Source organism: Paenibacillus sp. TAF43_2, from assembly GCF_052113545.1.
Taxonomy (GTDB): Bacteria; Bacillota; Bacilli; order Paenibacillales; family Paenibacillaceae; genus Pristimantibacillus.
In genome coordinates, this window is sequence record NZ_JBFRDK010000043.1 from 37324 (window position 1) to 63601 (window position 26278).

Consider the following 26278-nt stretch of genomic DNA (forward strand, 5'->3'; position numbering starts at 1 on the left):
ATCAAAAAGCAAAGGGGCTGTCCCAAAAGCGTTAAGCTCACTGAAGGGATAGCTCGCTTTGAACAGAAATATTGCAAAATATGAAAAATAGCCGTACAGGGTGGTCTATTCCTGTACGGCTATTTTTTTCTTTTGGTCTATGGTTGCTTGCTTCATCAGATTGTGGGCAAGCGAAAGCCCGGACATCCTTCACAGCCCATGCTGCGGTAATGACGTTGTCGGATTTCATAGCCACTCTCCGTTACACTTTTACTTTCGTAGCGAAAGACAAGCTTCTGTCCATTCGCGCATGTCCATGTATCTTCTTCCTCATCGTATCGCATATTGTCGAGCTTACTGATGTCCGTTTGCCATTTCTTCGATTTTTCCTTATGGTACGTGCTGTATTTAACTAGCGCCTCAAGCTGTTCCTTCTCTAAGTAAGCGTAATTTTCTTCTCCGCCATAGCCAGCATCTGCGATGATCGTTCTGGGGAGCTTCCCAAGTGAGGCTTTTAMTTTCTCTAAATGTGGTTTCAAGCATCGGGTATCCGTCGGGCGTTGGTGAAGACTGTAACCGATAATGAATTGATTTTCTGTTCCAATCTGTACATTGTAGCCAGGCTTTAGCTGGCCGTTGCGCATATGGTCTTCTTTCATTCGCATGAACGTGGCGTCTTTGTCGGTCTTGCTATAGCTATTTCGATCTCCAAGTATGGTTTGCTGGTTTTCGTATTTTTGAAGACGAGGCAACAAGTCTTTTCGAAGGGCACGAACGGCTTTCTTAAGCGGCTTATCCTTCGGCTTTTCTTGYAGTCTTTCCTCGAGCTTTTTGACGGCGGTTTCTAGTTTTTCGCTTGTCATTTCAGCAGCTTCTCCAAGCTCACTTAAATCCTGATTGCTGTGCTCCCGTTCTTCTTGTTTTTCGGTTTCCTCAATAGTTGCGAACAACGTCTTCACTTTCTCTTGCAGCTTAGCCTTGTGTTTCACCACCGCTTTGCCCCAGACAAACGTGTAGCGGTTGGCATTCGCTTCGATCTTTGTTCCATCGACAAAGTAATGCTCAAGCTTTACATACTTCTCCTCAGCCAGAAACTGTAGAACAGCGGTGAATACCGTTTCGAGTACGGACTTCATTCGCTCGGAGCGAAAGCGATTAATRGTACGGAAATCTGGTCGTTGCCGGCCTGCAATCCAYATAAACATGATGTTTTCACGGACTGCCTTAGCGATTTGACGGGAGGAGTAGATGCGTTGGGTGTAGGCATAGATAATGACTTTTGTTAACATTTTGGGATGATAACTGTCTCGACCGCMACCTGGATAGGCGGCTGAAAAAATGCGATCACTCAAACGGTTCACGGCAGTGTTCACGACACGAACGAGGTGATTTTCGGGAATATCTTCAGCTAAATCCATTGGCAGGGTAAGTTGGTCCATGGTATATTGAATGTACATAGAGACCTTCCTTTCGAAGATGGTTGGGTGGTACCTCCATTTTACCAAAGGTTGGTTTCTTTGTTTTTTACAGATTTCAAAACTTTGAAGAGGGTGCCTCTAAAGCCTATGGCTTTTGGGACACCCCCCTAATAATCTACACGAGATAACCTGTGCAGATCAGACAGTTGGTGTTTTTCATATTACTCCATGAAAAACACTTGCTTTACAAGCGCTCACCGCCGCCAAATTGCGGCGCTAGCGCTCATCTTTCGCTGGCGGAATAAGCCGCCAGCGCTGCAAACGGGCGGCCAGCACCGCGCCGCCCGGCAACGCGCGCAATTCGCGCGCGCTGATAGCGCCGCCGCGCAAAGCTGCGGCGCCAAAGGCGCAAGCGCCGACGGCAACGCACGTCAGCGCAAGCGCAGCTGCTGCCGCCCTAGGCGGCAGCCCGCCAAGCGCTGCGCTCAGCGCTCGCTCGGCGATAACAAGCGCCGCGGCCATGACCGCGAGCGCAAAGACCGTGCCCGCCGCCGCACGCCCATGCGACGGCTGGCGTCCATCTTCTCTCCCTTGCATTCGCTCCAGCTCCTGCTCCTGCTCTTGCACTCGCCCCTGCCCCATCTCTCGCACTCGGATCTGCTCTTCCTTCAGCATTCGCTCCTGCCCTTGCTCTTGCTCTTGCTCTCTCCACCACTCTCGCCCTTGCACTAGCCCCTGCCCCATCTCTCGCACTCGGCCCTGCTCTTCCTTCAGCATTCGCTCCTGCCCTTGCCCTCGTCCCTGCTCTTCCCCCAGCACCCGCTCTCGCACTACCTTCTCACCAACCACCCGCTCGCCCGGCTTCACACGCCCATCCACTCCCGCTCGTCCGCCAGCTAGCGCCGCTCCAGAACCCGACGCTGCATACCGCACTGCAATAATCCCAAGCAAAGCCGCCACGCTTAGCGCAGCGACACCTGCGATGGCTGCGCCTTCAATGCCATAAGTGGGTACAAGCACAGCGTTAATTACGCCTTTAAGCAGCGCTGCAACCAGCAACAGAATAGCTGGAATACGTACAGCGCCTAATCCTTGAAGCACAGGTGCCGTCACCGCATTCACACTGCCCGCAAGAGCAGTGCAGCCAACCAAAGCGAAGGCGAATGTGCCTTGAGTATCCGAATACAGCATCATATTGAGCGGTTCCGCGAGCAGTGCCAAGCCGATGGCTGCTGCAGCGCCGATTGCCCACGCCGCCCGCTCGGCAAGCGAGAGCTGCACTCGAAGCTGTCCGTATGCACCACGCATACGTGCTAACGCAATGCTTGGTACGAGTGCCGCTGCCGCCGCTCCGGCTACCATAACAACAAGCTGAACAAGCGGCTGCGCTCGGCTGTACACGCCAAACAATGTCATTGCCGCAGCTTCCGAAGCTCCGCCTTCCTGCAATAAGCGAGGAACCATAAATGCATCCACAACGCCAAGAACAGGAACAACCACCGCGCCAAGCGCGACAGGCAGTGCAATAACGGCAAGCTTTCTCATCTCTGCTCGTATTGCCCCTGCCATCCGATTAAGCCGCTCCCCGCTGCGTCTGCGCCATAAATATATAGCCAGCAGCAAAAGCGATGCGCAAGCTCCGAATGCCGAACCGCTCATCACACCAGACGCCACAGATGCATCTGCCCATCCAGCGGACCAGCTTAATGCAAGCACCAGCAGCATTACGCCTACACGAATCATTTGCTCAACAACTTGTGAGGCGGCAGACAATCCCATTTGTCCGATTCCCTGCACATATCCTCTTAACGCAGCAACGAATGGAGCAAGCAGCAGCGCAAACGAGACCGAACGCACTGCACCAGCCGTCTGTGCATCGCCAATCCAACCCGCTACTTGATTCGCTCCACCCCACATCAAGCCAAACGAAATAATACCCGTCACACCAAGCAGCAAAAGCGCAGCGTATAACGTTCGCCTGACGCCTTCTGCATCATCTCCCTTGCGAAGCCTCTCTGCAATGAGAAGCGATACGGCCGTTGGCAATCCCGCAGTGGCAAGAACAGCTGCCAGCTGATAAAACGGATACACGGCGTTGTAAATGCCAAACACGCGGTCCCCAGCTAGATTTTGCAGCGGTATTTTTTGAAAAACACCAATCAGCTTTGACAGCAGCGCCGCACCCGCCATGAGCGCAACTCCATTCATGAGATGCTGCTTCGAGCTTCGTTCTAATTGAACCCGTCCTTCAACTGCAGGTTCCGCTGCTTTAGCTAGCGACTGTTCGCCGGCACAAGGTCGCTCTTGGCTCTCCGTAAGTTCAGCTTGGCGTGCTTCGACCACTCCCACGCTTGTTTTTCGCTTACCCGCCTGCCCCAGCATTTCCGCCGATTGCCCATTTTCCCCCGGCTTGCGGTTCATCCCGTTCACTCCTGCCTATCGCACGATTTCTATTGGTATCTATTATACCTCACAATCGTAAACGTGGAAAAAGCTTCCCCAATCGAGTGTTTCTCGATTAAAGAAGCTGTTATAGCCACATTTCTTACTATTGCTCCATCTGTTTTGCCAAAAAGCCCGCTGCCGTCTCAGCCATTTTTGTTTCCATAGTAGACATTTTTACCGATTCATCCTTGCTAAGCAGCACGACTGTTCCAATGGGGTCGCCACCCGCAATGATCGGCGCAATAACGAAGGAGCTGTAAGTTTCCTGCGTATCCTTCACAATTTCAAAGGCACCGCCATTTGCTTCAGCAAGCGTCTTGCGATTTTCCATACAGCTCTCCAAAACAGTGCCTACCTGCTTATCAAGCAGTTCTTTCTTGGAGGCTCCAGCTACAGCAATTATGGTATCCCGGTCCGTGATCAATGTAACATGATTTGTTCCCTCAAATAACGATTCCGCATATTCCTTAGCGAAGTCGCCAAGCTCACCGATAGGAGAATATTTTTTCAAAATAACTTCGCCATCACGATCTACAAATATTTCTAGAGGGTCTCCCTCGCGAATACGCAGTGTACGGCGGATCTCCTTCGGAATGACGACACGCCCGAGATCATCGATGCGACGTACAATTCCAGTTGCTTTCATTTCTTGTTGCCCCGCTTTCCTAGAGGATTTTGAATCGACTGGATTCTTGCAGCTTGTTTATAACGAAGAAGAAACTTCCTTCAAAAGATTTTGAATCTGACCATAGTATTCATCCGCTCCCAATTTCTTATGCACGGACTACAGTTCAAGCCAAACGTTCCATCTCTTTGTGAAAAAGGCCGTCGACGTATCGTCCAGCCTTCGTTTTACGCTTCCCCGAGCTCGTTTTCAGCATTCCCCATTTCTCCCTTTTGCTTGCATGAGAAGCAAATGCATTTTAATTGTTTATGGATTAAAAAAGGCAGTTATCGATTTGAATCGATAACCGCCCTTTGCCTAAATATTATTTACCTTCATTATTGTCCATCTGATTCGTTTTTTTGAGCCTGCCTGCCTTGCCAAGCGCTTCTCTGAGCAAAAACTCAATGTGCCCGTTGACGCTGCGGAATTCGTCTGCGGCCCATTGCTCAAGAGCACGATGGATATCGGGATCCAAACGAAGCGGAAATGCTTTCTTTTCTTTAGCCATAATAATCAGCCTCTAGCCGTAAAGAGTTCCTGTATTAATGACTGGAGTTGCAGCGCGATCAGATACAATCGCCACCATTAAATTGTTCACCATCGCCGCTCTCCGTTCGGCATCCAAGCTAATCCCGTTTTCCTCCAACTGCCGCAGTGCCATATCTACCATACCAACTGCACCCTCAACAATTTTGGAACGTGCCGCTACAATTGCAATCGCCTGCTGCCTTTGAAGCATTGCACTAGCGATTTCCTGAGCATACGCCAAATGAGTCAAGCGAGTCTCAAGCACCTTTACGCCGGCAACTGCAAGACGGTTTTGCAGCTCATTGCCTAGCTCCGCCGCTACCTCATCCGCATTGCCTCTAAGTGAGGAAGCCGCGTCTGAAGAGAAAACATCGTAAGGATATTGCGCGGCAATGTGACGTATCGCCGTCTCGCTTTGAATTTCTACAAAACGCTCATAATTATCAACGTCGAAGCTCGCTCTTGCCGTATCCATTACTTTAAATACAACAACAGCACCAATCTCCACCGGATTTCCTTCCGCATCATTCACCTTTAGTGTTTGGCTGTTGAAATTGCGTACTTTAAGTGAAATATTAACCTTGTTCGTAAGCGGAAGAACCATCCATAAGCCGCTTTCAAGAACAGAACCCATATACGTTCCGAAAAAAGTAACCACCTTCGCCTCATTCGGCTGCACGATCGTAAGAGAGGATAAACAAATAACTGACAGCAAAATTAAAAAAGCGCCAACACCGATAATTACCCCAGACCCGCTGTCCTTGGATGCTTCCGATATCGTTAGAAAAATACCGCCAGCAGCAGCAACTACCGAAAACAGCAATGCCATGTATCCGCTAACATACCAGGCTTTCTTCTCGTTCATTAAACCCCACTCCTTCATCTTTTTCTATATTGTTTTGATATAAATATGATATCACTTTTTACATATATAAGCAATTATTTCTTTTTACATCCAACCTCTTTTTGCAACAAAGGGAGCTGCCGCTTCGTCACAAAAAGCAAAGAGATTAAGAAGGGATGAATACATTGAAATATTTATTAATCCTATTTCTGCTATCCTTGTCGATCGGTTGTACAGGAGAAACCAAGACAACGTCAGAGCAATCCATTTCTCAAAGCTATCTTGAAGAAAAAGGATATCGAATCAGCTCAAAAGAAGGGCAAGTTGAGAGCTACGAGCTTACCGAACAGAAATTATCAGTATTGCCCTATATGATGTACTGGGGGTTGCAGCGGGTGAACCCCTCCGATTATATTGGAAAAACGATTCATATACAGAAATTTACCGTAACGAACCATCCGCTAAGCAAAGGGAAAGTAGATGTTTTTGTTTATTTGGCTGATGGTCAGCCTATAGGAGGAACTTCATTTCCAACCGGAGACACTGCAGACGGCGGGTATTGGTCTATAGACGGCAAAAATTTAGAAGATATTCAAGGAATGTCTTATCAAGAGTGGCGTAAAAGCTGGACTGAGAAATATAAAAGCACTTCACCAGATGAAGCATAAAACATTCCATATACAGGGGGATTTAAATGAAAATAAAGAACGACGTGCAGCAAATCATCGAACATCTTCGGCATACAGGTGCCATTGAAAAACAGTCCGAAATCCATAAACAAATGGACGGAACGACGGAAGGTCTTGTATACCTCATTAAAGTCGATGAATCGCCCAAATATGTGCTAAAGCTTGATCAGCCAGATGCACTTTCTTTAGTTGAACAATATAAAAAAACATATCCAGATGCACCTATGTTGCCTAAGCTTACTTACACCGCTCCAGATAAAACATATATCGTTTATACGTTTCTTAAGGGTTCAACCGATTATATTGGCGGCTCTAAGGAGCAATGGTTGAAGGCTTTAGCGAGCGGACTTATTCAGCATTACACAAGCTGCTCACCATCACTGAAATGGGGTGATTGGCTGGAGAATCCCCGCGATACTTGGCGAGAATTTATGGAGGAGAACATCGATTACGCTCGAAGCTATATCGGCGACCGCTTGCCATTAGAGGATCATACCCTTGTAAAGTCGCTTTTAAAGAAAGCAACGATGAGCGAATCTCAGGGGAAATTTTTGCTTCACGGCGACTGCGGGGTTCATAACTTCATCTTTAGTCATAACGAGTTAATTGGCGTTATCGATCCTTCACCAATAATCGGACCTCCGCTCTATGACTTGCTTTATGCATTCTGTTCCTCACCTGATGACTTGAGCATAGAGACGTTAATGCCTGCATTCGCTATGCTTAATCAATCAGATACAGATCAGCAGAGGTTAACTGAAGAAGTAATCATTCAGCTCTATTACCGCTTAGGCATTTGCCTCAAGCATCACTCTCACGATATAGACGATTACTTAAAAGCATGGCGTTACTGGAAGTCCTTAATAAGCATTGAATAAACCACTATCACCACATCTCAAAAACAGCTCTAACAACACAAAGCAAAAAGCGCCTCTCATAAAGGCGCTTTTTGCTTATCATTCGTTTTATACCGTCAAATATTTGCGTATGACCTCATCATCCAGCGACTCCAAGCCGCCCTCCCACGCAATCGCCCCCTTTTCGAGCACGTAGAAGTAGTCTCCTACACTCTTCACGAAATCCAAGCTTTGCTCCACCAGTAAAATAGCCGTCTTGCCATCCGCTTTAATCGAGCGAATAACATCCCTTATATCATCTACGATAGAAGGCTGAATCCCCTCGCAGGGCTCATCAAGCAGCAATACTTCAGGTTTTGAGGCTAATGCCCTTGCGAAGGCGAGCTGCTGCTGCTGTCCGCCGCTGAGGTCGCCGCCGCGGCGTGTATACATTGCCGGCAGCACAGGGAATTTTGCAATAGCTTCTTCTGGAATAGAAGACATTTTCGACTTTGAAGCTTCAAGGCCAAGCAGCAAATTTTCATAAACGGATAGCTGAGCAAATATTTCGCGTCCTTGCGGTACATAGCCGATTCCGCTTTTAGCCCGCAGTCCCGGCGCTTTCTTCGTTAAATCCGAGCCATTGTAAGAAACAGAACCCTCTCGCGCCTTCAGCAGCCCCATAATGCTYTTCATAAGCGTTGTTTTGCCTACTCCATTCCGCCCGAGCAGACATACTACCTGCCCTTGCTTCACCCTCAATGACACATCGCGCAAAATAATGCTTTCACCATAACCAGCCTCAAGCTGTTGAACGGCTAACATCGGCATCCCGCCTTTTCCCCAAGTACACTTCCGCCACGCGGTCATCTCGTTGAATTTCATCCATCGAGCCTTCCTTTAGCAGCTTCCCTTCATGCATAACGGTGACCTTGCTCGCAAAATTACGAACAAACTCCATATCATGCTCCACGACTACAATCGACCGCATACGGGCTATCTGGTGGAGAAGCTCGCCCGTTTTATCCGTCTCCTTATCGGTCATCCCCGCCACCGGCTCATCGAGCAGCAATATTTCCGGCTCCTGGAGCAGCATCATGCCAATTTCGAGCCACTGCTTCTCTCCATGCGACAGACCGCCTGCCCGCCAGCTCGATTTTTTCTGCAAACCAATCATAACGAGCTGCCCGTCAATTTTAGCCCGCTCATCCTCAACCATCTTCGCAAACAACGTCGCGAACACGGTACGCTTCTGACGCATCGCGATTTCCAAATTCTCAGCAACCGTCATCGAAGGGAATATCGAAGGAGCTTGAAATTTACGACCGATGCCAAGCTCAGCAATTTGATGCTCTTTCTTTTTCGTTATATCTACCTTCCCGAATGTGACACGTCCCGCCGTAGGCCTTACTTTCCCACAAATCACATCCAAAATTGTCGTTTTGCCGGCTCCATTTGGCCCAATGAGGAAACGAAGTTCCCCTTTCTCAAGCTTTAGGTTCATGCCTTGAACCGCTTTAAAGCCATCGAACTCAACAGTCACATCATCACACAGCAGGATTGCGGACTCCTTCATGCTTCGGCTCCCTCCCTTTTTTGCGTAATTTCAATTGGCCAACTAAGCCAGCAACACCTTTAGGCATAAATACGACCACGACCACAAACAGCAGCCCCATAAAGAATAACCAGCCCTGCGGATAAGCGGTACTGAACTCACTTTTAGCCCAGTTCATGAGGATAGCGCCGAGTGCGGCTCCAACCAGCGTTCCACGTCCGCCAATGGCTACCCAAAGAACCATTTCAATCGAAGGCACAATTCCGAGCATCGATGGTGAAATAATACCGACGTGGAGTACAAACAGCATGCCCGCTATACCTGCAATGCCTGCCGAAATCGTAAATACGACCATTTGATAAATTGCTGGATTGTAGCCGATAAACCGCACCCGGTTCTCGCCATCACGAATCGCGCGAAGCACCTTGCCGAAGCGGCTGCCGATGACGTAGCGGCAAAAGATGAAGATAACAATGAGAGCAAAGACGGTAATATAGTAAAGCACGCGCTTCGTCTCAGGAGATCCTATAGAGAAGCCAAGCACGGTGGAGTAGCCTGTTATCCCATTTGTACCGCCTGTAAAAGCTTGCTGACCAATGAGCAATGTCGTCGTAATAATAACGAGTGCTTGCGTTAAGATCGTGAAGTAAACGCCGCGAATTCGGTTGCGGAATGTGACGTAACCAAGCACAAGCGCAAGCAGCGCAGGTATGGCAATTCCCATCGCTACCGCAAACCAGAAGCTCTGAAATGGCTGCCAGAAAAGAGGAAGCTCCTTAAGACCGCTCCAGCCCATAAAATCCGGCGGCCTTCCGCCGCTTGCCTCCAGCTTCAAATACATCGCCATAGCGTAGGCGCCTAAGCCAAAGAAAATGCCATGCCCTAAACTTAAAATGCCGGTGTAGCCCCATATCAGATCAAGCCCTAATGCTACTATGGCAAAGGCTAGAAATTTCGCTAACAAATTGAGCCGAAAATCACTTACAAATAGCGGAGCGGAGAATAGTGCTGCCGCTGCTGCCGCATAGCCAATTAAGATCCATATCCGTGTAGGAGTAAACTTTTGCAAGCGCATAAGCGTTCCACCTTTCTTTTCCCTAGTCAAGCGACCGCGAACGCATGGCAACGAGTCCCATAGGCTTCCATTGGAGGAAAGCAACTATACAGACAAACACTAGCACCTTGCCAAGCGAAGCATTCGTCCAATACTCAAACAACGTATTAAACATTCCAATCCCTGTTGCCCCGAGCACCGTCCCAACCAGCTTGCCGACTCCGCCAAGCACGACGACCATAAAGGCATCAACGATATAATAGGTGCCAAGTGACGGACCGATAGGACCAAGCAGCGTTAACGCACAGCCGGCAATGCCGGCAATACCCGAGCCGATAGCGAAGGTCATCGCATCCACTCGTCTTGTCGAAACGCCAAGGCATGCAGCCATATCGCGATTTTGCATCACTGCCCGCATCCTTCTGCCTTCATGGCTGCGGTAAATATAGAAATACATAGCAACTAAACAAGCGATGACGAGTCCGATAATGAATAACCTTTTGTAAGGAAGCAATGTTCCATCCATAATCTTCAAGCCGCCATTTAGCCATGCCGGGCTTGTGACTGCAACGTTTGGCGCCCCAAAAATAGATCTTGCTAACTGCTGCAGCACGAGACCCACACCCCAAGTGGCGAGCAAGCTATCAAGCGGCCGTCCATATAGAAAGCGAATCAGCGACATTTCGAGAATGAGACCAATGATAAATGCAACGATAAAGCTGACCGGAATGGCCAATACAAAATACCAATCAAACATCGATTTCGGCAAATAATCATGAAACACATTTTGCGTCAAATACGTGGAGTACGCACCGATCATAATTAACTCACCATGCGCCATATTGATGACCTTCATCAAGCCAAACGTAATCGCAAGCCCCAAAGCAACCAGCAATAAAATGGAGCTGATGCTTAAACCATTAAATAGCTGCAGCAGAAACACTTCCATATGACCGCTCCTCTCTAGCGTAAACGGCTGTCGCCTTCCTCTGTCATAAAAAAAGCAGAAGGGAGCATTCGAAGCGATCGAATACTCCCCCATTAATTGCTGTGTATTAGACCATTGTTTGCTTATGGATTATTGCGTTGGTTGAATGCTTGCTGCCCAGTCGTAGCCCTTGAGATACGGATCCGGCTTAACCGCTTCACCTGAGTTCCACAGCTCCTTGAATTGGCCGTCCGCTTGCACTTCGCCAATACGAACCGTTTTATAAATATGCTGAGTAGCGCCGTCGATTTTTACTTTTCCTTCTGGAGCATCCCACTCCAGCTCTTTGGCTGCTTCCTTCACTTTATCTACGTCCGTGGAGCCTGCTTTCTCGACCGCCTTTGCCCACRAGTAGACCGCTGTATAGCCGGCTTCGATAGGGTCCGCCGTTACACGCTCATCACCGTATTTCTTTTTGTAGTTTTCGACGAATGTTTTGTTAGCTGGCGTATCCGTTGTTTGATAATAGTTCCACGCCGCCAAATGGCCTTCCAGCACATCGACGCCAATACCGCGGATCTCTTCTTCTGCAACCGATACTGACAAAGTAGTCAAATCTTTAGCTGTAATGCCTGCATCCTTCAATTGCTTGAAGAACGCAACGTTGCTGTCACCGTTAAGCGTGTTGTATACGACATCTGGTTTAGCTTCTTTGATCTTGCTGATTAGCGTGCTGTAATCTGTATGGCCTAGCGGCGTGTATTCTTCTCCAACCAGTTCGCCGCCTTCAGCCTTCAACTGTTCTTTTATTACGAGGTTTGCGGTACGAGGGAATACATAGTCCGATCCGAGTAAGTAAAATTTCTTGCCGCGGTTTTCAATCAGCCACGAGACAGATGGAACGATTTGTTGGTTTGTCGTAGCGCCTGTATAAAAAATATTCGGAGAGGATTCAAGACCTTCATATTGCACCGGATACCACAGCAGGCCATTTAACTCTTCGAATACCGGCTTCATTGCTTTCCGGCTTGCGGAAGTCCATCCACCAAATACGGTAGCCACTTTATCTTCGGAAATAAGCTTGCGTGCCTTCTCAGCGAAGGTCGGCCAATCCGAAGCGCCGTCTTCAAGTACAGGTACAATCTTTTTGCCTAAAACGCCGCCTGCAGCATTAATTTCATCGATAGCCATCATTTCAGCATCGATAACCGATACCTCACTAATTGCCATGGTGCCGCTCTGTGAGTGCAATATTCCCACTTTTATTTCCCCGTCTGCTCCCGATCCAGCATTGGCAGCATTCGTAGGTTTATCTGTTTCCCCATTCGTGGATGCTGGTTTGTTGTTGTTTGCGCCACAACCTGTCAATACGATCGTTAAAGCTACAAACATAAGGCCAAATGAATAAAACATTCTCTTTTTCATCTTCCCACTCCCCATCGCTTCATATTTGTCTCTATATTTCCGAACATTTACGTGGAATTAACTTCCATTGTTCGTGCTTTTATTATAGATTGGGAATTAAGTTAATGTCAATATAGTTAACACTAATTTTTTCAAGGGATACATTTATACTTAAAAATGGTCAATTAGGGGCATTTTATTCACATTTATGTTAGGTATAATGACACTTATTTATCGATGTACTTCTTTTATGTTCGAATGGTTTATTTTATGACATATTTATTAACGCAAAAAAACCCAACCTAAGGCAAATACCTCAAGTTGGGTTAACTTGTTTAAATTCATATGTTATTTTTTATTTTCTTCTGCTCTTGCAATAAGCATGTCTACAATTAGATCGACTTGTCCGCTTATAGCAATAGGATCATAACGATAGAATGTATTAAAATCATTTTCAAAATATTGATTTGTTTTCACGGCGTCTAAGCTTTTCCAAACCGCTAAGTCAGCCAGCTGCTTAATCGCCTCCCCCTTCTTCTCCGGGTCATAGACGGTCACCGCTTGTCCCGATCTGCCTGAATTTTCGCCAATCATCCATATTTCGCCTTTATCCGTAAGCTCAAAAATGCCGACTGTCGTATTTTCATCGACAACATCTTTCAGCTTCTCGCGGCCCGCTTTCGCCTTCACGCAGCAAATACTGATTTGTGTTCAGCATAGTTTCAGAAAAAGACCCCTTAACCGGTGAATGGTTAAAGGGTCTGACATGTTTGATTTGCACTTATTTCGTTGCAGGAGCTTCTGTAGCAGGAGCATCTGTAGCTGGAGCATCCGTAGCCGGCGTTTCTTCACCAGCAGGAGCATCGCTAGCAGGAGTATCACTTGCTTTTGGAAGCTTAATGACGATTTCTTGCTTAGGAAGCTCGTCTGTCATATATTTGTTCATTTTCTCAGAAGCAACAGTACCTCTTACTGCTTCTTTGTCTGTTTCCGTTAATTTATCAAATGCTGGCGTATCACGCTTCTCAACAAGGATAACATGGTAGCCAAAATCTGTTTTCACAGGCTCGCCGATAACGCCAATTTCTTGTTTATAAGCAGCTTGTTTAAATTCTTCCACCCATTGGCCATTCTTCTTGTCCGCATATAGACCGCCTGCGTCCTTCGAGCCTGGATCGTCGGAATATTCTTTGGCAAGGGCAGCCCAATCTCCGCCTGCTGCCAGCTTGTCTTTCACTTCTTTAGCGCGAGCCAAAGCTTCTGCATCCGTGCGAATTTCTTTCTCTTCTTGTGTAGTTGGATCCGTTGTTTTGGTTGATACCAAGATGTGGCGAACAGAAACGGTTGCATAGTTAACACCGTTCTTTTCATATTCTGCTTTCATTTCTTCCTCAGTTACTTGAGCGTTCATATGAGCTACAAGCTTGGAAGTCATAAGCAAATAGTTTTCCATATCTTTGTCTTTTAATTTTTTAGCATCTACAGCAGCTTTCAATTCCGCATCTTGGGAAAGTGCTGTTTTGTACTGCTTCATTTGTTCTTTTACTTCTGTTTCAGCCTTTTTAACGTCTTCCTTAGAAGCCTGGCCGCTTAAAATTTTGTAGGAAATATACTGCTGGAGCAGCTGCTCCTTAAATTGCGGAATTTCAATAACTTGCGCATACGCTGGCTGCATTACCGTAAATACATCCAAATACTTGTTGAATTCCTTGTCTGTCACATTGCCGCCTTTATAGGTTGCAACTTCTGTTTCCTTCGCGCCGCCGCATGCCGCCATCGTCAAGACCAGCACGACTGCCACGATAAGCAGCGCGCCTTTGCGCCATGCCGATTTGCGTGAACTGTGTAACATGTTGAATCCCCTTTCATATTGAGAACTTGATAGTATTGTATCAGAAAAGGGGCGTATAAAGCGAATCTTGTCTATGTTGTCGCATCTTGCAATTCGTCTTTATAAAGGAGAACATCCTTGTACGCTTGCAAAAATTGTTCAATCATATGAATTTTCTGCTCCATATTCAATCCCTTGGCGCGCAGCAAAATACTTGGGTTTGGCTCCTGCTCGCTGCCCTGCTTAAAGCGGTTCTCATGCTTCAGACAAAGCTGATCCACCTTCTTACGGTCAATCCTTCGCTTCTCACTCGCTGCGTAACGAAGCAGCAGATCATCACCTTTGCCGCTGAGCTGCTCAATACCGTACATCGTGCCATACACTTTTAATCTAGCCACTGCGAGCAAATTGCTTACCGCTTGCGGTAAATCGCCAAAACGATCCACAAGCTCATCAATCACATCATCTGCCTCTTCGAACGTTCGGATAGCAGCCACTTTTTTATAGATCTCAATTTTTTGGATGCTGTCATAAATGTAATCCGAAGGCAAATAAGCATCTACGCTAATATCAATAAGCATGCTAACTGGCTTCTCTTCTTTGATTTCTTCGCCGCTCATCTCCGCTTTGCGCTTCGCGATCTCATCAGCCAGCATTTGCGAATACATGTCGAAGCCTACCGAAGCAATAAAGCCATGCTGCTCCGCCCCAAGCAGGTTGCCCGCTCCACGAATCGATAGATCGCGCATTGCGATTTTGAAGCCTGAGCCGAGCTCAGTAAATTCTTTGATGGATTGCAGACGCTTCTCCGCAACCTCCGTAAGCACCTTATCCCGTTGATACGTGAAATAAGCGTATGCAATACGATTCGAACGACCAACGCGGCCGCGCAGCTGATACAGCTGAGAGAGCCCCATTTTGTCAGCATCATGCACAATAAGCGTATTCACGTTCGGAATATCGACGCCTGTCTCAATAATGCTGGTGCTTACCAGAACATCGGATTCACCATCGAGGAAATCAAGGATGGTCTTCTCCAGCTCCTGCTCTGACATTTGCCCATGGCCGACCGCAACTCTAGCACCTGGTACAAGCGCATTGATCTGCTCCGCCATTTGGTAGATGCCTTGAACACGGTTATACAAGTAATAGACTTGACCTCCACGTGCCAGCTCGCGCTCTATCGACTCCCGTACGAGGGACGGGCTGTATTCCACCACATAAGTTTGCACAGGGAAACGATTTTCCGGCGGCGTTTCAATAACAGACAAGTCCCGCACGCCAAGCATCGACATATGAAGCGTTCTTGGAATCGGTGTTGCAGTCAGCGTAAGCACGTCGACATTGGTTTTCAGCTTCTTCAGCTTCTCCTTATGCGAAACGCCAAAACGTTGTTCCTCATCCACGATCAGAAGGCCGAGTGATTTGAAAATAATATCCTGCGACAGCAGTCGATGCGTCCCAATAACGACATCTACTGTTCCCGCTTTCAATCCCTTCATCGTTTCGTTTTGTTCCTTGCGTGAACGGAAACGGCTGAGCACCTGAACGTTAATCGGATAACCCGCAAAACGCTCGCGGAATGTCTCATAGTGCTGCTGCGCCAAAATAGTCGTCGGAACAAGCACCGCTACCTGTTTGCTGTCCATTGCTGATTTGAAGGCAGCACGAATGGCAACCTCGGTTTTTCCATAACCGACGTCTCCGCATAATAGCCTATCCATCGGCTGGGTTTTCTCCATGTCCTTCTTAATCTCTTCGATCGCTCTGAGCTGGTCACGCGTCTCGTCATAAGGGAACATCGCTTCGAACTCATTCTGATACGACGTATCTTGTCCAAAAGCGTACCCCGGTGCCGTCTGCCGCTCCGCATACAGCTTGATCAAATCATCAGCAATATCCTGAACAGATGCTTTTACTTTGCTCTTTGCCCGTGTCCATTCACTACCGCCGAGTTTATTAACCTTAGGCTCTTTATCTTCATTGCCGACATACTTCTGAATCATATCCACTTGCTCGATTGGAACAGACAGCTTATCGCCGCCAGCATAGAGAATATGCAAATAATCTTTATGAATACCTGCTATTTCTAGCGTGCCAATGCCTACATACTTGCCTATACCATGATTATGGTGAACGACATAGTCACCGACCTTAAGCTCCGTATAGCTCTTAATACGCTCGGCATTATCCACTTTTTTATCCATTTTCCGGGCTTTGCGCTGCTTTTGGGAGAACATCTCGCCTTCAGTAATAATAACAAGGTGAGAGGATGGCAGCTCAAAACCGGACTGCAAATTACCTTCTAGCAGAGTAGGCGTCTCAATGCTATAGTCGTCAAGAACTCGGCGCATGCGTTCCATGCGCTCTGCGTTGCCGGCAAGCATCATTACTGTGGCACCCGTCTTGCGCCAACGTTCCATTTCTGCCTTCAGCACATTCATTTGCCCATGAAAATTTTGCATCGAGCGGCTTGTCATGTTCAATATATTTTGCGGCTGCGAATGCGGGATTTGCCTTAAGAATAAGGACAAGAAAAGCGTTGGAAACGGACGGTGATGCAAAATCTCCTCTGTATCGCGGGCAAGAGCAAGATCCGGAAGAGACTTGCCGTTTTGCAGCAAATGCATGGACCATTCCGCTTCATCCCGCTCCAATTGCTTCGCTGTCTCTATTAAACGCGTTGGCTCGTCTAGTATGAGCAGCGTGTCAGCTGGCATATAGTCAAGAATCGTTTGACGCTCTGGGTATAACAACGAAATATATTTATAAATTTCCGGAAAATAAACATGCTCGCGCAGCCTTTCAATCTCTCCGCCCAGCTCCGTGCGAAGTCGATCCTTGGCTGTACGATCTGTCATCTTATCGAGCTGCTTCTCCAGCAGCCGCTGCGCATGATTTGCCGCAGTCTCCATCCGGTGTCCGTCTGCGAGCAGCTCTTGGCATGGCGGAACCACATAAGATTCCAAGCGATCCAAAGAACGTTGATCTGCTGGATCGAAGGTACGTATGGAATCAACGTCATCGCCAAACCATTCGATCCGGTACGCTTGTGAAGCCGTAAGCGGATAGAAGTCTACAATCCCGCCGCGTACGCTCATATCGCCGCGCAATTCTACGCGGTCAGCCCGTGTATAGCCAAGAGCGGTCATTTGCCGCAGAAAAGCATCTATCGGCAGTGACTGGCCCACTTGAACCTCTACTTGCGCTTCAGCCATAACACTGCTTATAGGCAAATAGCGCCGAACGCCGGAGAAGGGCACGACAACAATCCCGCGATAGCCTTGGGACAGCTTGATCAGCACATCCATTCGCTGCGCAAGCGTCTCAGGACTCGAGATCGCCGCTTCTGCAGCTACCAGCTCATTTGCGGGATATAATAATACATTTTCTGACGAAAGACATTCCTGCAAGTCCTCCGCAATCTTCTGCGCAGAGAACATGTTATGCGTCACAACAAGCATAGGACGCTGTACATCCTCCCGCAGCGCTGCAATGAGCACTTGTCTGGAAGAGCCTGCGAGGCCAGATATCATCTGCTCACGCATGCCTTTACGAATACCGGATATAACGGACTGAACGTCCGTATCCGCGGCAAAAGCATTAATTAAAGCTTTCAACTTTTGCGACACCCCGTTTCTTTACACAATCGGAGAGTGATACGATCGCTCCCTGTACATTGAAAATAAGCCTCAGCCATCTGCTAAGGCTCATACTATTCACTTTCCGTCATTGAAGAGGACTAGTTACCAAATGAAGCTCTGGGTTCGCATCAATCGCCTCGCGGCAATAATCACACACCACTTTTACCGTTACATCCCCATTTGGGTCATACGCTATTATATCGCTGCGTTCTTCGGGGGTCAAGAAATGGAAGCCCAGTTGATGCTCCGTTATATTTGACCCGCTAAGCGACCCCATCGATGTTCTGCAGTGCCGACAAATATAGTTTACTGCCATATGTATGCCTCCTGAAGGGTAGTTATATCCTTCAGTATGCCCTCATAATCATTTTCTAACAGATTATCGGTTAAACTTTGCCATTGTCTCCTCGAAAGGCGCCTTCAATCTAAACTCAATAGCATCACATGCATCTGCAACCATAGCAGACAATTTCTCATGCTCGCTCTTCGGAAACGTGGAGAGCACATAGTCCGCAATGTTCATGCCTGGCTGCGGTCGTGAAATGCCCATACGAACGCGGTCAAAAGTTTGCGTGCCCAAATGCTGAATCAATGATTTAATTCCGTTATGCCCGCCCGCACTTCCTTGATAGCGAAGGCGAAGCTTGCCGATCTCCGTATCCAAATCATCATAAACGATTAAGCCGTCCTGAACCTCGGCCTTAAAGTAATCTAGAAATGATCTTACTGACTCTCCAGACAAATTCATATATGTCATCGGCTTAATAAGGACAACCTTCGTGCCTTGTACGTTGCCTTCTCCGATTAATGCCTTGCATTTATTTTGCGTTACACTAATGCCCCAGCGCCTTGCGAGCTCATCAATAACCATAAATCCGACATTATGCCGGGTTCCTTGATAAGCAGCACCGGGATTGCCAAGTCCTGCAATCCACCTCATTGCTCACTCCACTCCTTTACGGACAAATGTAACATAATCTATTACAAGCGTAAACATCGGAAGCCGTTCTGCGTCAGAACTTTCATTCTATTTTCCCCAAAAAGCAAACAACGCCGCCCTGATGAAGGACGGCGCCTGAATATGCTCGGTACTGCGTAGTATACGTAATTTCTCAAAAGAGATTCTACAGACTCTTAACGCCCTCAAGCTTCGCTTCGTTAGAGCGTGACTCTGCTTCTGTAAGCTCCACTGCAGCAGCCTCTGCTTCCTCTTCTGTAAGCTCTTTTTGCGGCGCAAGAATCGTTGCAACTACCTGCTCAGGCTCGGCTAGTAATTCCACACCGCTCGGCAGCAACAAATCGCTTACGAGTATGCTTCCGCCAATCTCCAGCGACGATATGTCGACGGAAATAGAATCAGGAATACTGCCCGGCAAGCATTGCACCTCAAGCTCATGCAAAATCAACTGCAAGATACCGCCCTCGCGCACACCTTGAGAATCGCCTTCTGCATGAATACGAACGTTCGCCCGCACATTTTCGTTCATATTAATTTGATGGAAATCAACGTGCAGTACTTGCCTGCTCAAAGAATCACGTTGCACCTCTGCGATCATAACGGAGGTTTTTCCATGGGATGGAATATTAATTTCAAGCACCGCATTCGGCTGAGAACGCAGCAAAGCCTGCAATTCCTTACTATCCACCATGACCTGTGCTGCATCATTCAACTGTTTACCATAAATAACGCCCGGTATTTTCCCTTGGAGCCGCAATTGGCGCAACTCACCTTTCGTCGTGCCAGTTCGTTGATCCGCGTTCATAGCTATCGCCATATTGATTACCTCCCAAAAGTTTTGTGAAGCAAAACTTGCTTCGTAAGCATACACTTAGGTTTTTGTGAAGCAAAAACTCGCTTCGTAAGCATACGCTTAGTTTTGTGAAGCAAAACTTGCTTCGTAAGCATACACTTAGGTTTTGTGAAGCAAAAACTCGCTTCTGTTTTGATTTCCCTATAACTTACCCACTACAGCCAAAAATTAAACTTTAAACGACATATRCATAAAAAAAGATGCAGCAACGAATTCATCCTCTGAATTCGTCGCTGCATCTCTATATCAACCATTTGGTATTATGATTGCTTCTTTTCTTTTTTTGCTTTTGCACGTCCACGGATCTTATCCGCATAACCTGATTTATTTACTTGGCGCTCGCGTGCGATCGCAAGATCACCAGCAGGTACATCATGCGTTACCGTAGAGCCGGCAACAACATATGCGCCATCGCCAATTTTCAATGGTGCAATCAAATTGACATTGCTGCCGATGAAGGCATTATCGCCGATTTCCGTTACAAATTTATTGTAACCGTCATAATTGACCGTTATGGCGCCGCAGCCGATATTAACGTCTTTGCCAACCTTAGCGTCACCAACGTAGCTTAGATGCGATACTTTGCTGCCATCATCAAGTGATGCGTTTTTGAGCTCCACAAAGTCACCAACCTTGCAGCCAACGCCAAGCTTCGAGCCTGGACGCAAATTAGCGTATGGCCCCACAGCGCTTGTATCGCCAATTACCGATTCAGAAACAACTGAATATTTAATCGCGACGCCGTTGCCGATCGTGCTGTCCGCAATATCAGCTTGAGGACCGATAACACAATCTTCTCCGATAATTGTTGACCCGCGAAGTACTGTGCCTGGATATATGACGGTGTCAGATCCAATCTGAACACCCGCTTCTATATAAGTTGAGGAAGCATCAATCAAAGTGACGCCGCCAAGCAGATGATTGCGGTTAATTCGATCGCGCATAAAACGCTCTGCCTCAGCAAGCGCCACCCTGTCATTCACGCCTATGGCTTCTGACACATCTTTCGTGCAGTAGCCTTGAACAGATTCGCCCGCTTCACGGAATATTCCGATAACATCCGTCAAATAATACTCGCCTTGCGCGTTATTACTCGTTACCTTAGCAAGCGCAGCGAACAGCTTCTCATTGTCGAAGCAGTACGTGCCTGTATTAATTTCTTTAACTGCCGCTTCTTCAGCTGAGCAGTCCTTTTGTTCAACAATCCGCTGTACAGTGCCATCTTCACCGCGGATAACGCGGCCATAGCCTGTAGGATCGTCAAAAGCGGCTGTCAGCACCGTTGCAGCAGCTCCGCTCGAATGATGCAGCTCAAGCATGGCTTCAATTGTCGATGCTTGCACAAGCGGGGTATCGCCGCAAATCACAATCGTCGTACCTTTCTCGCCGCCAAGCAGTGCTTCCGCTTGCAGCACCGCATGGCCGGTACCGAGCTGCTGCTCCTGCAAGACGTATTCAGCGCCATCGCCCAAATACGATTTAACCTTTTCAGCCCCGTGACCTACAATAACGACCGCGCGCTCCGCAGCCGCTTCCTTCACAACATCAAGCACATGGCCTACCATCGGCTTGCCGCACACCGGATGCAGCACCTTATATAACTTCGATTTCATACGCTTGCCCTGTCCTGCAGCAAGCACAATCGCCATAACCTTCAAATGAAAGACCCCCTAGACCTGCAATAAATGATTATTTTAGTATAGCTTTATAAGTGTGAAAAAAGTGCTATCTTCATCAGCAAACGCTGAAAGCTGCAATGATTCAAGTCGTACATCCTATTCCATTATACGAATATGTTGCTCGATTTCCAAGTGTATGGAATCGCTGCCTGTCATTCTACACTACAACTTATTCGTTTCATAGTAAAAAGATAAGTCGCACGTAATCACATGCTTAGCAATCACCTCTCGCAAAAAAAAGAGAAGAGAGCCATGGCTCTCTTCTCCAATCAACCCCAAAAACATAAAATGCAGTGCCTTAAGCTCCTTCTTCAATCGCAACTTCTTCTGCTGCGCGCTCGTATTCAGCGAGAACAGCAGCCTGGATTTTCTCCCGGGTGGTTGAAGAGATCGGATGAGCGATATCCCGAAATTCTCCATCCGGAGTACGTTTGCTTGGCATTGCAACGAACATACCATTGTTTCCATCGATGACACGAATATCGTGAACAACGAATTCATTATCAATAGTAATGGATGCGATTGCCTTCATACGCCCTTCGGAATTTACACGGCGGAGTCTGACATCAGTAATTTGCACTTGTGTTCACCACCTTTGTCTATCAGAGACTTGGTGTATACTTCCACGTTTTTGTGCCAATTCCTTCTACATTTTTGGTAAATTCATACTCAATTTAAAATATTTTTTTTATTTTGAATCTTTTTCGTTTTCATTCGACAATTGTCGATGCAATGACCTCTATTTCGACAAGAACATCCTTTGGCAGCCTTGCGACCTCCACGGCCGAACGAGCCGGTTTATGCTCTCCGAAGTAAGAGGAGTAGATACCATTTACCGTTGCAAATTGATTCATATCTTTCATAAATACGGTCGCTTTTACGACATCCTGAAAGCTGGCACCTGCAGCATCAAGCACGGCCTCTAGATTTCTAAACACCTGATGAGTTTGTTCCTCAATGCCGCCATCAACAAGCTGCCCAGCCGCATCGAGCGGAATTTGTCCTGAAGTGAACAATAATCCTCCGAGCTTAATCGCTTGCGAATAAGGTCCGATTGCTGCAGGAGCTTTGTCCGTTGCAATCACTTGCATTTGTTGCTTTGTTGTCATGATGGTCCCAGCCTTCCTAACAAGATGTAATAAGCTCTCATTTACACGTATCTATTCTTTAAAATAATTGCCTGGAATTACCGTCGTTTGTTTTGTCTTCATATCAACAGCCGTCAGTTTAGCTAGTGAGACATAGTCCTCAAGAAGCCGTTCCTCGAGTTCTACCTCGCCTGACTCAACAAATACGCCAACGCCTGCGACGATAGCTTTAAATTCAAACAGCAAATCCATCATGCCTTGGATCGTTCCGCCTGCCTTCATAAAATCATCGATAATGAGAACGCGGGATTGCTCCTTAAGCGCTCTGCGTGCGAGTGACATCGTCTGAATCCGCTTGGTTGATCCTGATACATAGTTGATACTCACTGCAGAGCCTTCCGTTACCTTATTGTCACGCCGTACAATAACAACCGGAATATTCAAGCACGCAGCTGTAGCGTAAGCTAGAGGTATTCCTTTTGTCTCAACGGTCATAATGACGTCGATCTTCCGGTCTGCGAACGCAGTTGCAAACATTCTGCCGACATCCGCGAGAAGCTCCGGTTGGCCTAACATATCCGTTATATACAAATAACCGCCGGGAAGGACCCTTTCAGGCTGCTCTAACTGGCGGCATATGCTTGTCATAATGGTAAGAGCCGTCGTTTCTTGCATCTTAGGCGTATATCTTACTCCGCCTGCTGCTCCTGCAAGTGTATGAAGCTCGCCGATACCTTCTTCCTCAAACACTTCTTTTATGATCGCCAGGTCCTCACTAATTGAAGACTTTGCCGATTGATATCGATCAGCAAATGCTGTCAGTGAAATTAACGTGTGGGGTCGACTTAACAGGTATTGGGTCATCTCTACCAACCGCGAGCTCCGTTTCAACTTTTTCAAACACATCTCCCCCCACCTAAATCCGAATATTATAATGTAAATATAACATTTTTATACGGATTTAATCAAGGAGAACGTCAGCCTTATGTGAGCATTCTTACCACATATACTTCTTTGCAGAAACCGCGGAGCCCATTATAAATACGAGGAAGCTTGGCTTCCTTCGACACAAGGCCGAATACAGTAGGCCCGCTGCCAGACATAAGCACACCGTCGGCACCAAGCCGAATCATACTTTCCTTCAGCTGCATAACCTCAGGATGCACATCCAGCGTAACTTTTTCGAGTACGTTGCCAAGTCCTTCACATATATCGGCAAAAGAGCCGCGCTCAAGTGCACCAACCATATTTGAAATGGATGGATGCTCTTTAAGCTCATTTGCGCGGAATCTGCCATATACGTCAGCCGTCGATACATTGATTGGCGGCTTGGCAAGTACAACCCAGCATTGCGGAGGATTGGCGATATGTTCAAGCTTCTCACCACGTCCCCTTGCGATTGCAGTGCCGCCTGTTACACAGAACGGAACGTCAGAGCCAAGCTCTGCGCCTAGCTTGCACAGCTCGTCCTCAGGGATCTGCAGCTTCCACAAACGGTTTAGCCCTCGCAGAGCAGCAGCAGCATCACTGCTTCCGCCAGCGAGTCCCGCAGCGACTGGTATCTTTTTGTCTAAATGAATATATACGCCTTGCTTAACATCATAACGGTCTTTAATAAGCCTAGCTGCCTGAAACGCTAAGTTCTTCTCATCTAACGGTATGTATCCAACTTGGCTTGAAATAATGATCGTATCTCTAGGTAGCTCTTCCATTTCAAGTCGGTCTGCAAGGTCAACCATGGTCATAATCATTTCGACTTCATGGTAGCCGTCATCACGCTTGCGGAGTACATCGAGCAATAAATTAATTTTGGCAGGAGCTTTTTCATAAATTTTCATCTGATAAGTTCACCCGTTCGTTCGTAAGCTTAAGCATCATTATATCAAACCAACGCAATAAAAGCTAAGAGATGACAATCGAATGTTTTTCGACAGTCATCCGCTTAGCTTTTTCACGTATAAATAGGAGCCGTCACTTAGGGTTGATTTGTTTTGGCAGCAGCCTGTTCAGCGATTTGTATTGCGCGTTTCACCATATTTCCGGCATCCTTCGCGCGTATGCTTCCCCAGCCCTCTTGCTGCACCGTATCATAAAAACCAAGATCTTTGGCAAGCTCATATTTCAATTCCTCAGACATTACTCCGCGTCTTCTGCGACCCATTTCATTACCTCCATATTCGAATTTACGTCATTCTAATCAAAATATACGGCTGTCACTATTGCACAGGTAGTATGCTTCAATTGACAAGCGACCATACGGAGATGGAAATGGCCGCCTTCTTTTCGCAAAGCTAAATGAATGGACGCAAAAAAAAAGCGCAGATGCTATTCTGCGCTAACATGCCTCACTAGGCGATATATATTCTATTGTTGCAAATGGGCGATACGGACTTGACCTTCATCATTGCATACGGTCACTTCCACCGACTCAGTCAGTATGTCCGCATAGCTGTAAGAGACACGCTTAAAGGCATGCTGCTCTTCATCCAGCTTTACAATGAAAACAGAAGGGTAGGTTTCTTCCAACGTACCGGTTCGTTCGATGGTCTTTCGTCGTCCACCGTTCGCTCGAAGACGGATTTTGGAGCCAACATGAGCTTCCAAGCTGCGTTTAATATCCAATAGCGCATTTTTTGCCATTGTCCACTACCACCTCTTTCCTTGTCCATTATAACCAAAAGGAGGAGGGTTGTCAAACAAAGCAAAATATTATATCAGTCGGTATATTTACTTGTCAACGGTGATTTCACCCATTTTTTAAAAAACCATACATAACGAAGCAAAAAATATACATATTAAGAAGTTGATTCAATTTAAACGTAACATTTGATACAAAATTGTGGCGAAAAAGACATGTTTGATTAGACTATTTTCAGCCTGAAAATAGTCTCTATTCATCCCTTCAGAACATATCGTTATCTCTTACTGCTTTAATACAGAGTTCGGTGACGTAATTTTTGGCTTTGGCAGACCTACACGGAAGCTGCCCATTGTCTCAATACCGCCCACGCCGTCAATTCCGCTTATCGTACCATGAATGACATCTGCTAAGTTAATCGTGTCTTTTATGGATGTATAGCTTGCTTTAATCGCTATATAAACAGGATCGAGCGCATGAATCAATATTCGTCCTGGCGAGCTTGCAAAGTTTGAGCCCACTTGCAGCAACGCTTCAAAATGGGATTGGCAAGCACCTGCAATAACGATCAACCCGTCACGGCTTCTCTCATATTCTCTAGCGACGCGTACGGCATTAACGAAATGTTGTGAGTTTTTATAGCTGCTTAAACTGTACAGATCCATGGGCAAACGGCTTTTCAGTACGCCATCATGACCTGTTATTACGACAATATCCGGTTGAATTTGGGGCAGCAGACGGTAAAGCACATCAGCCATCTGAGACTCATGCACATGGAGACCGTGGGAAGGAACTTGCATCGTATTGTACAGCTGCATGCTCTTCTTCAAATAATTACTATCACCATCAAGGTGAAGTACCTTTCCTGGCACTTCAAAGAATGGTTGAGTCTGCTGCAGCGCATGCCGAATATGCTCCTCATTCTCAACCGCTTGACGTTCCCGTTCAGAATGCATGCGTCTTAATGAATTATTCACTTTAATTCGAACTTCTTGCACCGCACTTGTCGTTTCTGGATCGCGTATGACCGACAAATCAGGAATCGGAGCATCCGCAAGCAATCGGTAATCCGTGCCTTTCAGAACGGCAGTATGTGTACGAATAGCCTCAACCTTGAACAGCACGTCACCGCCATACGATTTGCGGACGACCAGGTCCCCTTGCTTCATGGGTAAATCACCTCTTCGTCTATCCTATGGGCAGAACGTGCGAATGGTGAGTATTTTATGATGAAACGGCC

Annotated in this window: 24 protein-coding genes and 2 pseudogenes; 2 read left to right on the plus strand and 24 right to left on the minus strand. The window is 47.0% G+C overall.

The genetic code is table 11. The annotated features are described in order from the left end of the window. Positions 1 to 179: 179 nt before the first annotated feature. From AB4Z17_RS12195 to AB4Z17_RS12215, 5 genes and pseudogenes are all read right to left on the minus strand, one after another. A pseudogene (locus AB4Z17_RS12195) lies at positions 180 to 1436 on the minus strand (IS1182 family transposase); the annotation flags it as partial. A gap of 237 nt (positions 1437 to 1673) precedes the next feature. Beyond that, a complete protein-coding gene (locus AB4Z17_RS12200) occupies positions 1674 to 3818 on the minus strand; it encodes an oligosaccharide flippase family protein (protein WP_441959988.1) in 2145 nt (714 codons plus the stop codon). Between the two features lie 127 nt (positions 3819 to 3945). Further along, on the minus strand, positions 3946 to 4488 hold the full coding sequence (gene spoVT / locus AB4Z17_RS12205; protein ID WP_054025813.1) for a stage V sporulation protein T: 543 nt from the start codon (positions 4486 to 4488) through the stop codon (positions 3946 to 3948). A 343-nt stretch (positions 4489 to 4831) separates the two neighbouring features. Further along, complete coding sequence (locus tag AB4Z17_RS12210) at positions 4832 to 5017, minus strand: hypothetical protein (protein WP_076271291.1); 186 nt, start codon at positions 5015 to 5017, stop codon at positions 4832 to 4834. A gap of 12 nt (positions 5018 to 5029) precedes the next feature. Then, on the minus strand, positions 5030 to 5902 hold the full coding sequence (locus tag AB4Z17_RS12215) for an SPFH domain-containing protein (RefSeq protein WP_339205884.1): 873 nt from the start codon (positions 5900 to 5902) through the stop codon (positions 5030 to 5032). A 155-nt stretch (positions 5903 to 6057) separates the two neighbouring features. On the opposite strand from AB4Z17_RS12215, the gene AB4Z17_RS12220 reads away from it, so the two are divergent. Next, a complete protein-coding gene (locus AB4Z17_RS12220) occupies positions 6058 to 6549 on the plus strand; it encodes a hypothetical protein (protein ID WP_441959990.1) in 492 nt (163 codons plus the stop codon). A 26-nt stretch (positions 6550 to 6575) separates the two neighbouring features. Next, entirely contained in the window at positions 6576 to 7448 is an 873-nt protein-coding gene (locus tag AB4Z17_RS12225) for a phosphotransferase (protein WP_441959991.1), read from the plus strand. An 87-nt stretch (positions 7449 to 7535) separates the two neighbouring features. Here the strand turns inward: AB4Z17_RS12225 and urtE are convergent, their stop codons facing one another. The 19 genes and pseudogenes from urtE to yabG all read right to left on the minus strand — a co-directional run bounded on the left by urtE (position 7536) and on the right by yabG (position 26207). Next, positions 7536 to 8231, minus strand: a complete 696-nt coding sequence (gene urtE, locus AB4Z17_RS12230) for an urea ABC transporter ATP-binding subunit UrtE (RefSeq protein WP_441959993.1) — start codon at positions 8229 to 8231, stop codon at positions 7536 to 7538. Then, a complete protein-coding gene (gene urtD, locus AB4Z17_RS12235; protein ID WP_339205878.1) occupies positions 8209 to 8982 on the minus strand; it encodes an urea ABC transporter ATP-binding protein UrtD in 774 nt (257 codons plus the stop codon). Before urtD ends, urtE begins: the two co-directional genes overlap by 23 nt. Further along, positions 8954 to 10036 carry an urea ABC transporter permease subunit UrtC gene (gene urtC, locus AB4Z17_RS12240; protein WP_441959994.1) on the minus strand — a complete coding sequence of 361 codons (1083 nt, stop codon included), beginning with the start codon at positions 10034 to 10036 and terminating at the stop codon, positions 8954 to 8956. Before urtC ends, urtD begins: the two co-directional genes overlap by 29 nt. Before the next feature lie 22 nt (positions 10037 to 10058). Continuing rightward, the gene (gene urtB, locus AB4Z17_RS12245; RefSeq protein WP_339205875.1) at positions 10059 to 10964 is read right to left on the minus strand and encodes an urea ABC transporter permease subunit UrtB; all 906 of its coding nucleotides are present in this window, start codon (positions 10962 to 10964) and stop codon (positions 10059 to 10061) included. A 129-nt stretch (positions 10965 to 11093) separates the two neighbouring features. Then, complete coding sequence (urtA, locus tag AB4Z17_RS12250; protein ID WP_441959996.1) at positions 11094 to 12368, minus strand: urea ABC transporter substrate-binding protein; 1275 nt, start codon at positions 12366 to 12368, stop codon at positions 11094 to 11096. Positions 12369 to 12695: 327 nt separating this feature from the next. Beyond that, positions 12696 to 13034 (minus strand): annotated as a pseudogene (locus AB4Z17_RS12255) (iron(3+)-hydroxamate-binding protein yxeB); the annotation flags it as partial. A 94-nt stretch (positions 13035 to 13128) separates the two neighbouring features. After that, positions 13129 to 14199, minus strand: coding sequence for a foldase protein PrsA (locus AB4Z17_RS12260; protein WP_441959998.1), 1071 nt, complete (start codon positions 14197 to 14199; stop codon positions 13129 to 13131). 71 nt (positions 14200 to 14270) lie between these two features. Next, on the minus strand, positions 14271 to 17798 hold the full coding sequence (mfd, locus tag AB4Z17_RS12265) for a transcription-repair coupling factor (protein WP_441959999.1): 3528 nt from the start codon (positions 17796 to 17798) through the stop codon (positions 14271 to 14273). Between the two features lie 109 nt (positions 17799 to 17907). Next, positions 17908 to 18138: an anti-sigma-F factor Fin family protein gene (locus AB4Z17_RS12270; protein ID WP_339205871.1), complete on the minus strand. Its 231-nt coding sequence runs from the start codon at positions 18136 to 18138 to the stop codon at positions 17908 to 17910. A gap of 63 nt (positions 18139 to 18201) precedes the next feature. After that, entirely contained in the window at positions 18202 to 18762 is a 561-nt protein-coding gene (gene pth, locus AB4Z17_RS12275; RefSeq protein ID WP_076271325.1) for an aminoacyl-tRNA hydrolase, read from the minus strand. A gap of 184 nt (positions 18763 to 18946) precedes the next feature. Further along, positions 18947 to 19597 (minus strand): 50S ribosomal protein L25/general stress protein Ctc, encoded by a 651-nt coding sequence (locus tag AB4Z17_RS12280; protein WP_441912670.1) that lies wholly within the window; start codon positions 19595 to 19597, stop codon positions 18947 to 18949. Positions 19598 to 19893: 296 nt separating this feature from the next. Further along, entirely contained in the window at positions 19894 to 21291 is a 1398-nt protein-coding gene (glmU, locus tag AB4Z17_RS12285; RefSeq protein ID WP_441960001.1) for a bifunctional UDP-N-acetylglucosamine diphosphorylase/glucosamine-1-phosphate N-acetyltransferase GlmU, read from the minus strand. A 319-nt stretch (positions 21292 to 21610) separates the two neighbouring features. Further along, the gene (gene spoVG, locus AB4Z17_RS12290; RefSeq protein WP_028609566.1) at positions 21611 to 21892 is read right to left on the minus strand and encodes a septation regulator SpoVG; all 282 of its coding nucleotides are present in this window, start codon (positions 21890 to 21892) and stop codon (positions 21611 to 21613) included. Between the two features lie 130 nt (positions 21893 to 22022). Further along, the gene (locus AB4Z17_RS12295; RefSeq protein WP_235560998.1) at positions 22023 to 22421 is read right to left on the minus strand and encodes a RidA family protein; all 399 of its coding nucleotides are present in this window, start codon (positions 22419 to 22421) and stop codon (positions 22023 to 22025) included. Positions 22422 to 22472: 51 nt separating this feature from the next. Further along, positions 22473 to 23300: a pur operon repressor gene (gene purR / locus AB4Z17_RS12300; protein ID WP_076271323.1), complete on the minus strand. Its 828-nt coding sequence runs from the start codon at positions 23298 to 23300 to the stop codon at positions 22473 to 22475. An 83-nt stretch (positions 23301 to 23383) separates the two neighbouring features. Then, entirely contained in the window at positions 23384 to 24238 is an 855-nt protein-coding gene (ispE, locus tag AB4Z17_RS12305) for a 4-(cytidine 5'-diphospho)-2-C-methyl-D-erythritol kinase (protein ID WP_339205863.1), read from the minus strand. 137 nt (positions 24239 to 24375) lie between these two features. Further along, positions 24376 to 24561, minus strand: a complete 186-nt coding sequence (locus AB4Z17_RS12310; RefSeq protein ID WP_054025797.1) for a small, acid-soluble spore protein, alpha/beta type — start codon at positions 24559 to 24561, stop codon at positions 24376 to 24378. 203 nt (positions 24562 to 24764) lie between these two features. Next, complete coding sequence (veg, locus tag AB4Z17_RS12315) at positions 24765 to 25040, minus strand: biofilm formation stimulator Veg (protein ID WP_053373389.1); 276 nt, start codon at positions 25038 to 25040, stop codon at positions 24765 to 24767. Positions 25041 to 25322: 282 nt separating this feature from the next. Next, complete coding sequence (gene yabG / locus AB4Z17_RS12320) at positions 25323 to 26207, minus strand: sporulation peptidase YabG (protein ID WP_441912672.1); 885 nt, start codon at positions 26205 to 26207, stop codon at positions 25323 to 25325. Between the last annotated feature and the right edge of the window lie 71 nt (positions 26208 to 26278).

What these genes read in the sequence shown, in the direction of transcription:
- AB4Z17_RS12200 (WP_441959988.1), bottom strand. Translation starts at nt 3,818, where the DNA reads ATGAACCGCAAGCCGGGGGAAAATGGGCAATCGGCGGAAATGCTGGGG.
- spoVT (WP_054025813.1), bottom strand. Translation starts at nt 4,488, where the DNA reads ATGAAAGCAACTGGAATTGTACGTCGCATCGATGATCTCGGGCGTGTC.
- AB4Z17_RS12210 (WP_076271291.1), bottom strand. Translation starts at nt 5,017, where the DNA reads ATGGCTAAAGAAAAGAAAGCATTTCCGCTTCGTTTGGATCCCGATATC.
- AB4Z17_RS12215 (WP_339205884.1), bottom strand. Translation starts at nt 5,902, where the DNA reads ATGAACGAGAAGAAAGCCTGGTATGTTAGCGGATACATGGCATTGCTG.
- AB4Z17_RS12220 (WP_441959990.1), top strand. Translation starts at nt 6,058, where the DNA reads ATGAATACATTGAAATATTTATTAATCCTATTTCTGCTATCCTTGTCG.
- AB4Z17_RS12225 (WP_441959991.1), top strand. Translation starts at nt 6,576, where the DNA reads ATGAAAATAAAGAACGACGTGCAGCAAATCATCGAACATCTTCGGCAT.
- urtD (WP_339205878.1), bottom strand. Translation starts at nt 8,982, where the DNA reads ATGAAGGAGTCCGCAATCCTGCTGTGTGATGATGTGACTGTTGAGTTC.
- urtC (WP_441959994.1), bottom strand. Translation starts at nt 10,036, where the DNA reads ATGCGCTTGCAAAAGTTTACTCCTACACGGATATGGATCTTAATTGGC.
- urtB (WP_339205875.1), bottom strand. Translation starts at nt 10,964, where the DNA reads ATGGAAGTGTTTCTGCTGCAGCTATTTAATGGTTTAAGCATCAGCTCC.
- AB4Z17_RS12260 (WP_441959998.1), bottom strand. Translation starts at nt 14,199, where the DNA reads ATGTTACACAGTTCACGCAAATCGGCATGGCGCAAAGGCGCGCTGCTT.
- AB4Z17_RS12270 (WP_339205871.1), bottom strand. Translation starts at nt 18,138, where the DNA reads ATGGCAGTAAACTATATTTGTCGGCACTGCAGAACATCGATGGGGTCG.
- pth (WP_076271325.1), bottom strand. Translation starts at nt 18,762, where the DNA reads ATGAGGTGGATTGCAGGACTTGGCAATCCCGGTGCTGCTTATCAAGGA.
- AB4Z17_RS12280 (WP_441912670.1), bottom strand. Translation starts at nt 19,597, where the DNA reads ATGGCGATAGCTATGAACGCGGATCAACGAACTGGCACGACGAAAGGT.
- AB4Z17_RS12295 (WP_235560998.1), bottom strand. Translation starts at nt 22,421, where the DNA reads ATGACAACAAAGCAACAAATGCAAGTGATTGCAACGGACAAAGCTCCT.
- ispE (WP_339205863.1), bottom strand. Translation starts at nt 24,238, where the DNA reads ATGAAAATTTATGAAAAAGCTCCTGCCAAAATTAATTTATTGCTCGAT.
- AB4Z17_RS12310 (WP_054025797.1), bottom strand. Translation starts at nt 24,561, where the DNA reads ATGGGTCGCAGAAGACGCGGAGTAATGTCTGAGGAATTGAAATATGAG.
- veg (WP_053373389.1), bottom strand. Translation starts at nt 25,040, where the DNA reads ATGGCAAAAAATGCGCTATTGGATATTAAACGCAGCTTGGAAGCTCAT.
- yabG (WP_441912672.1), bottom strand. Translation starts at nt 26,207, where the DNA reads ATGAAGCAAGGGGACCTGGTCGTCCGCAAATCGTATGGCGGTGACGTG.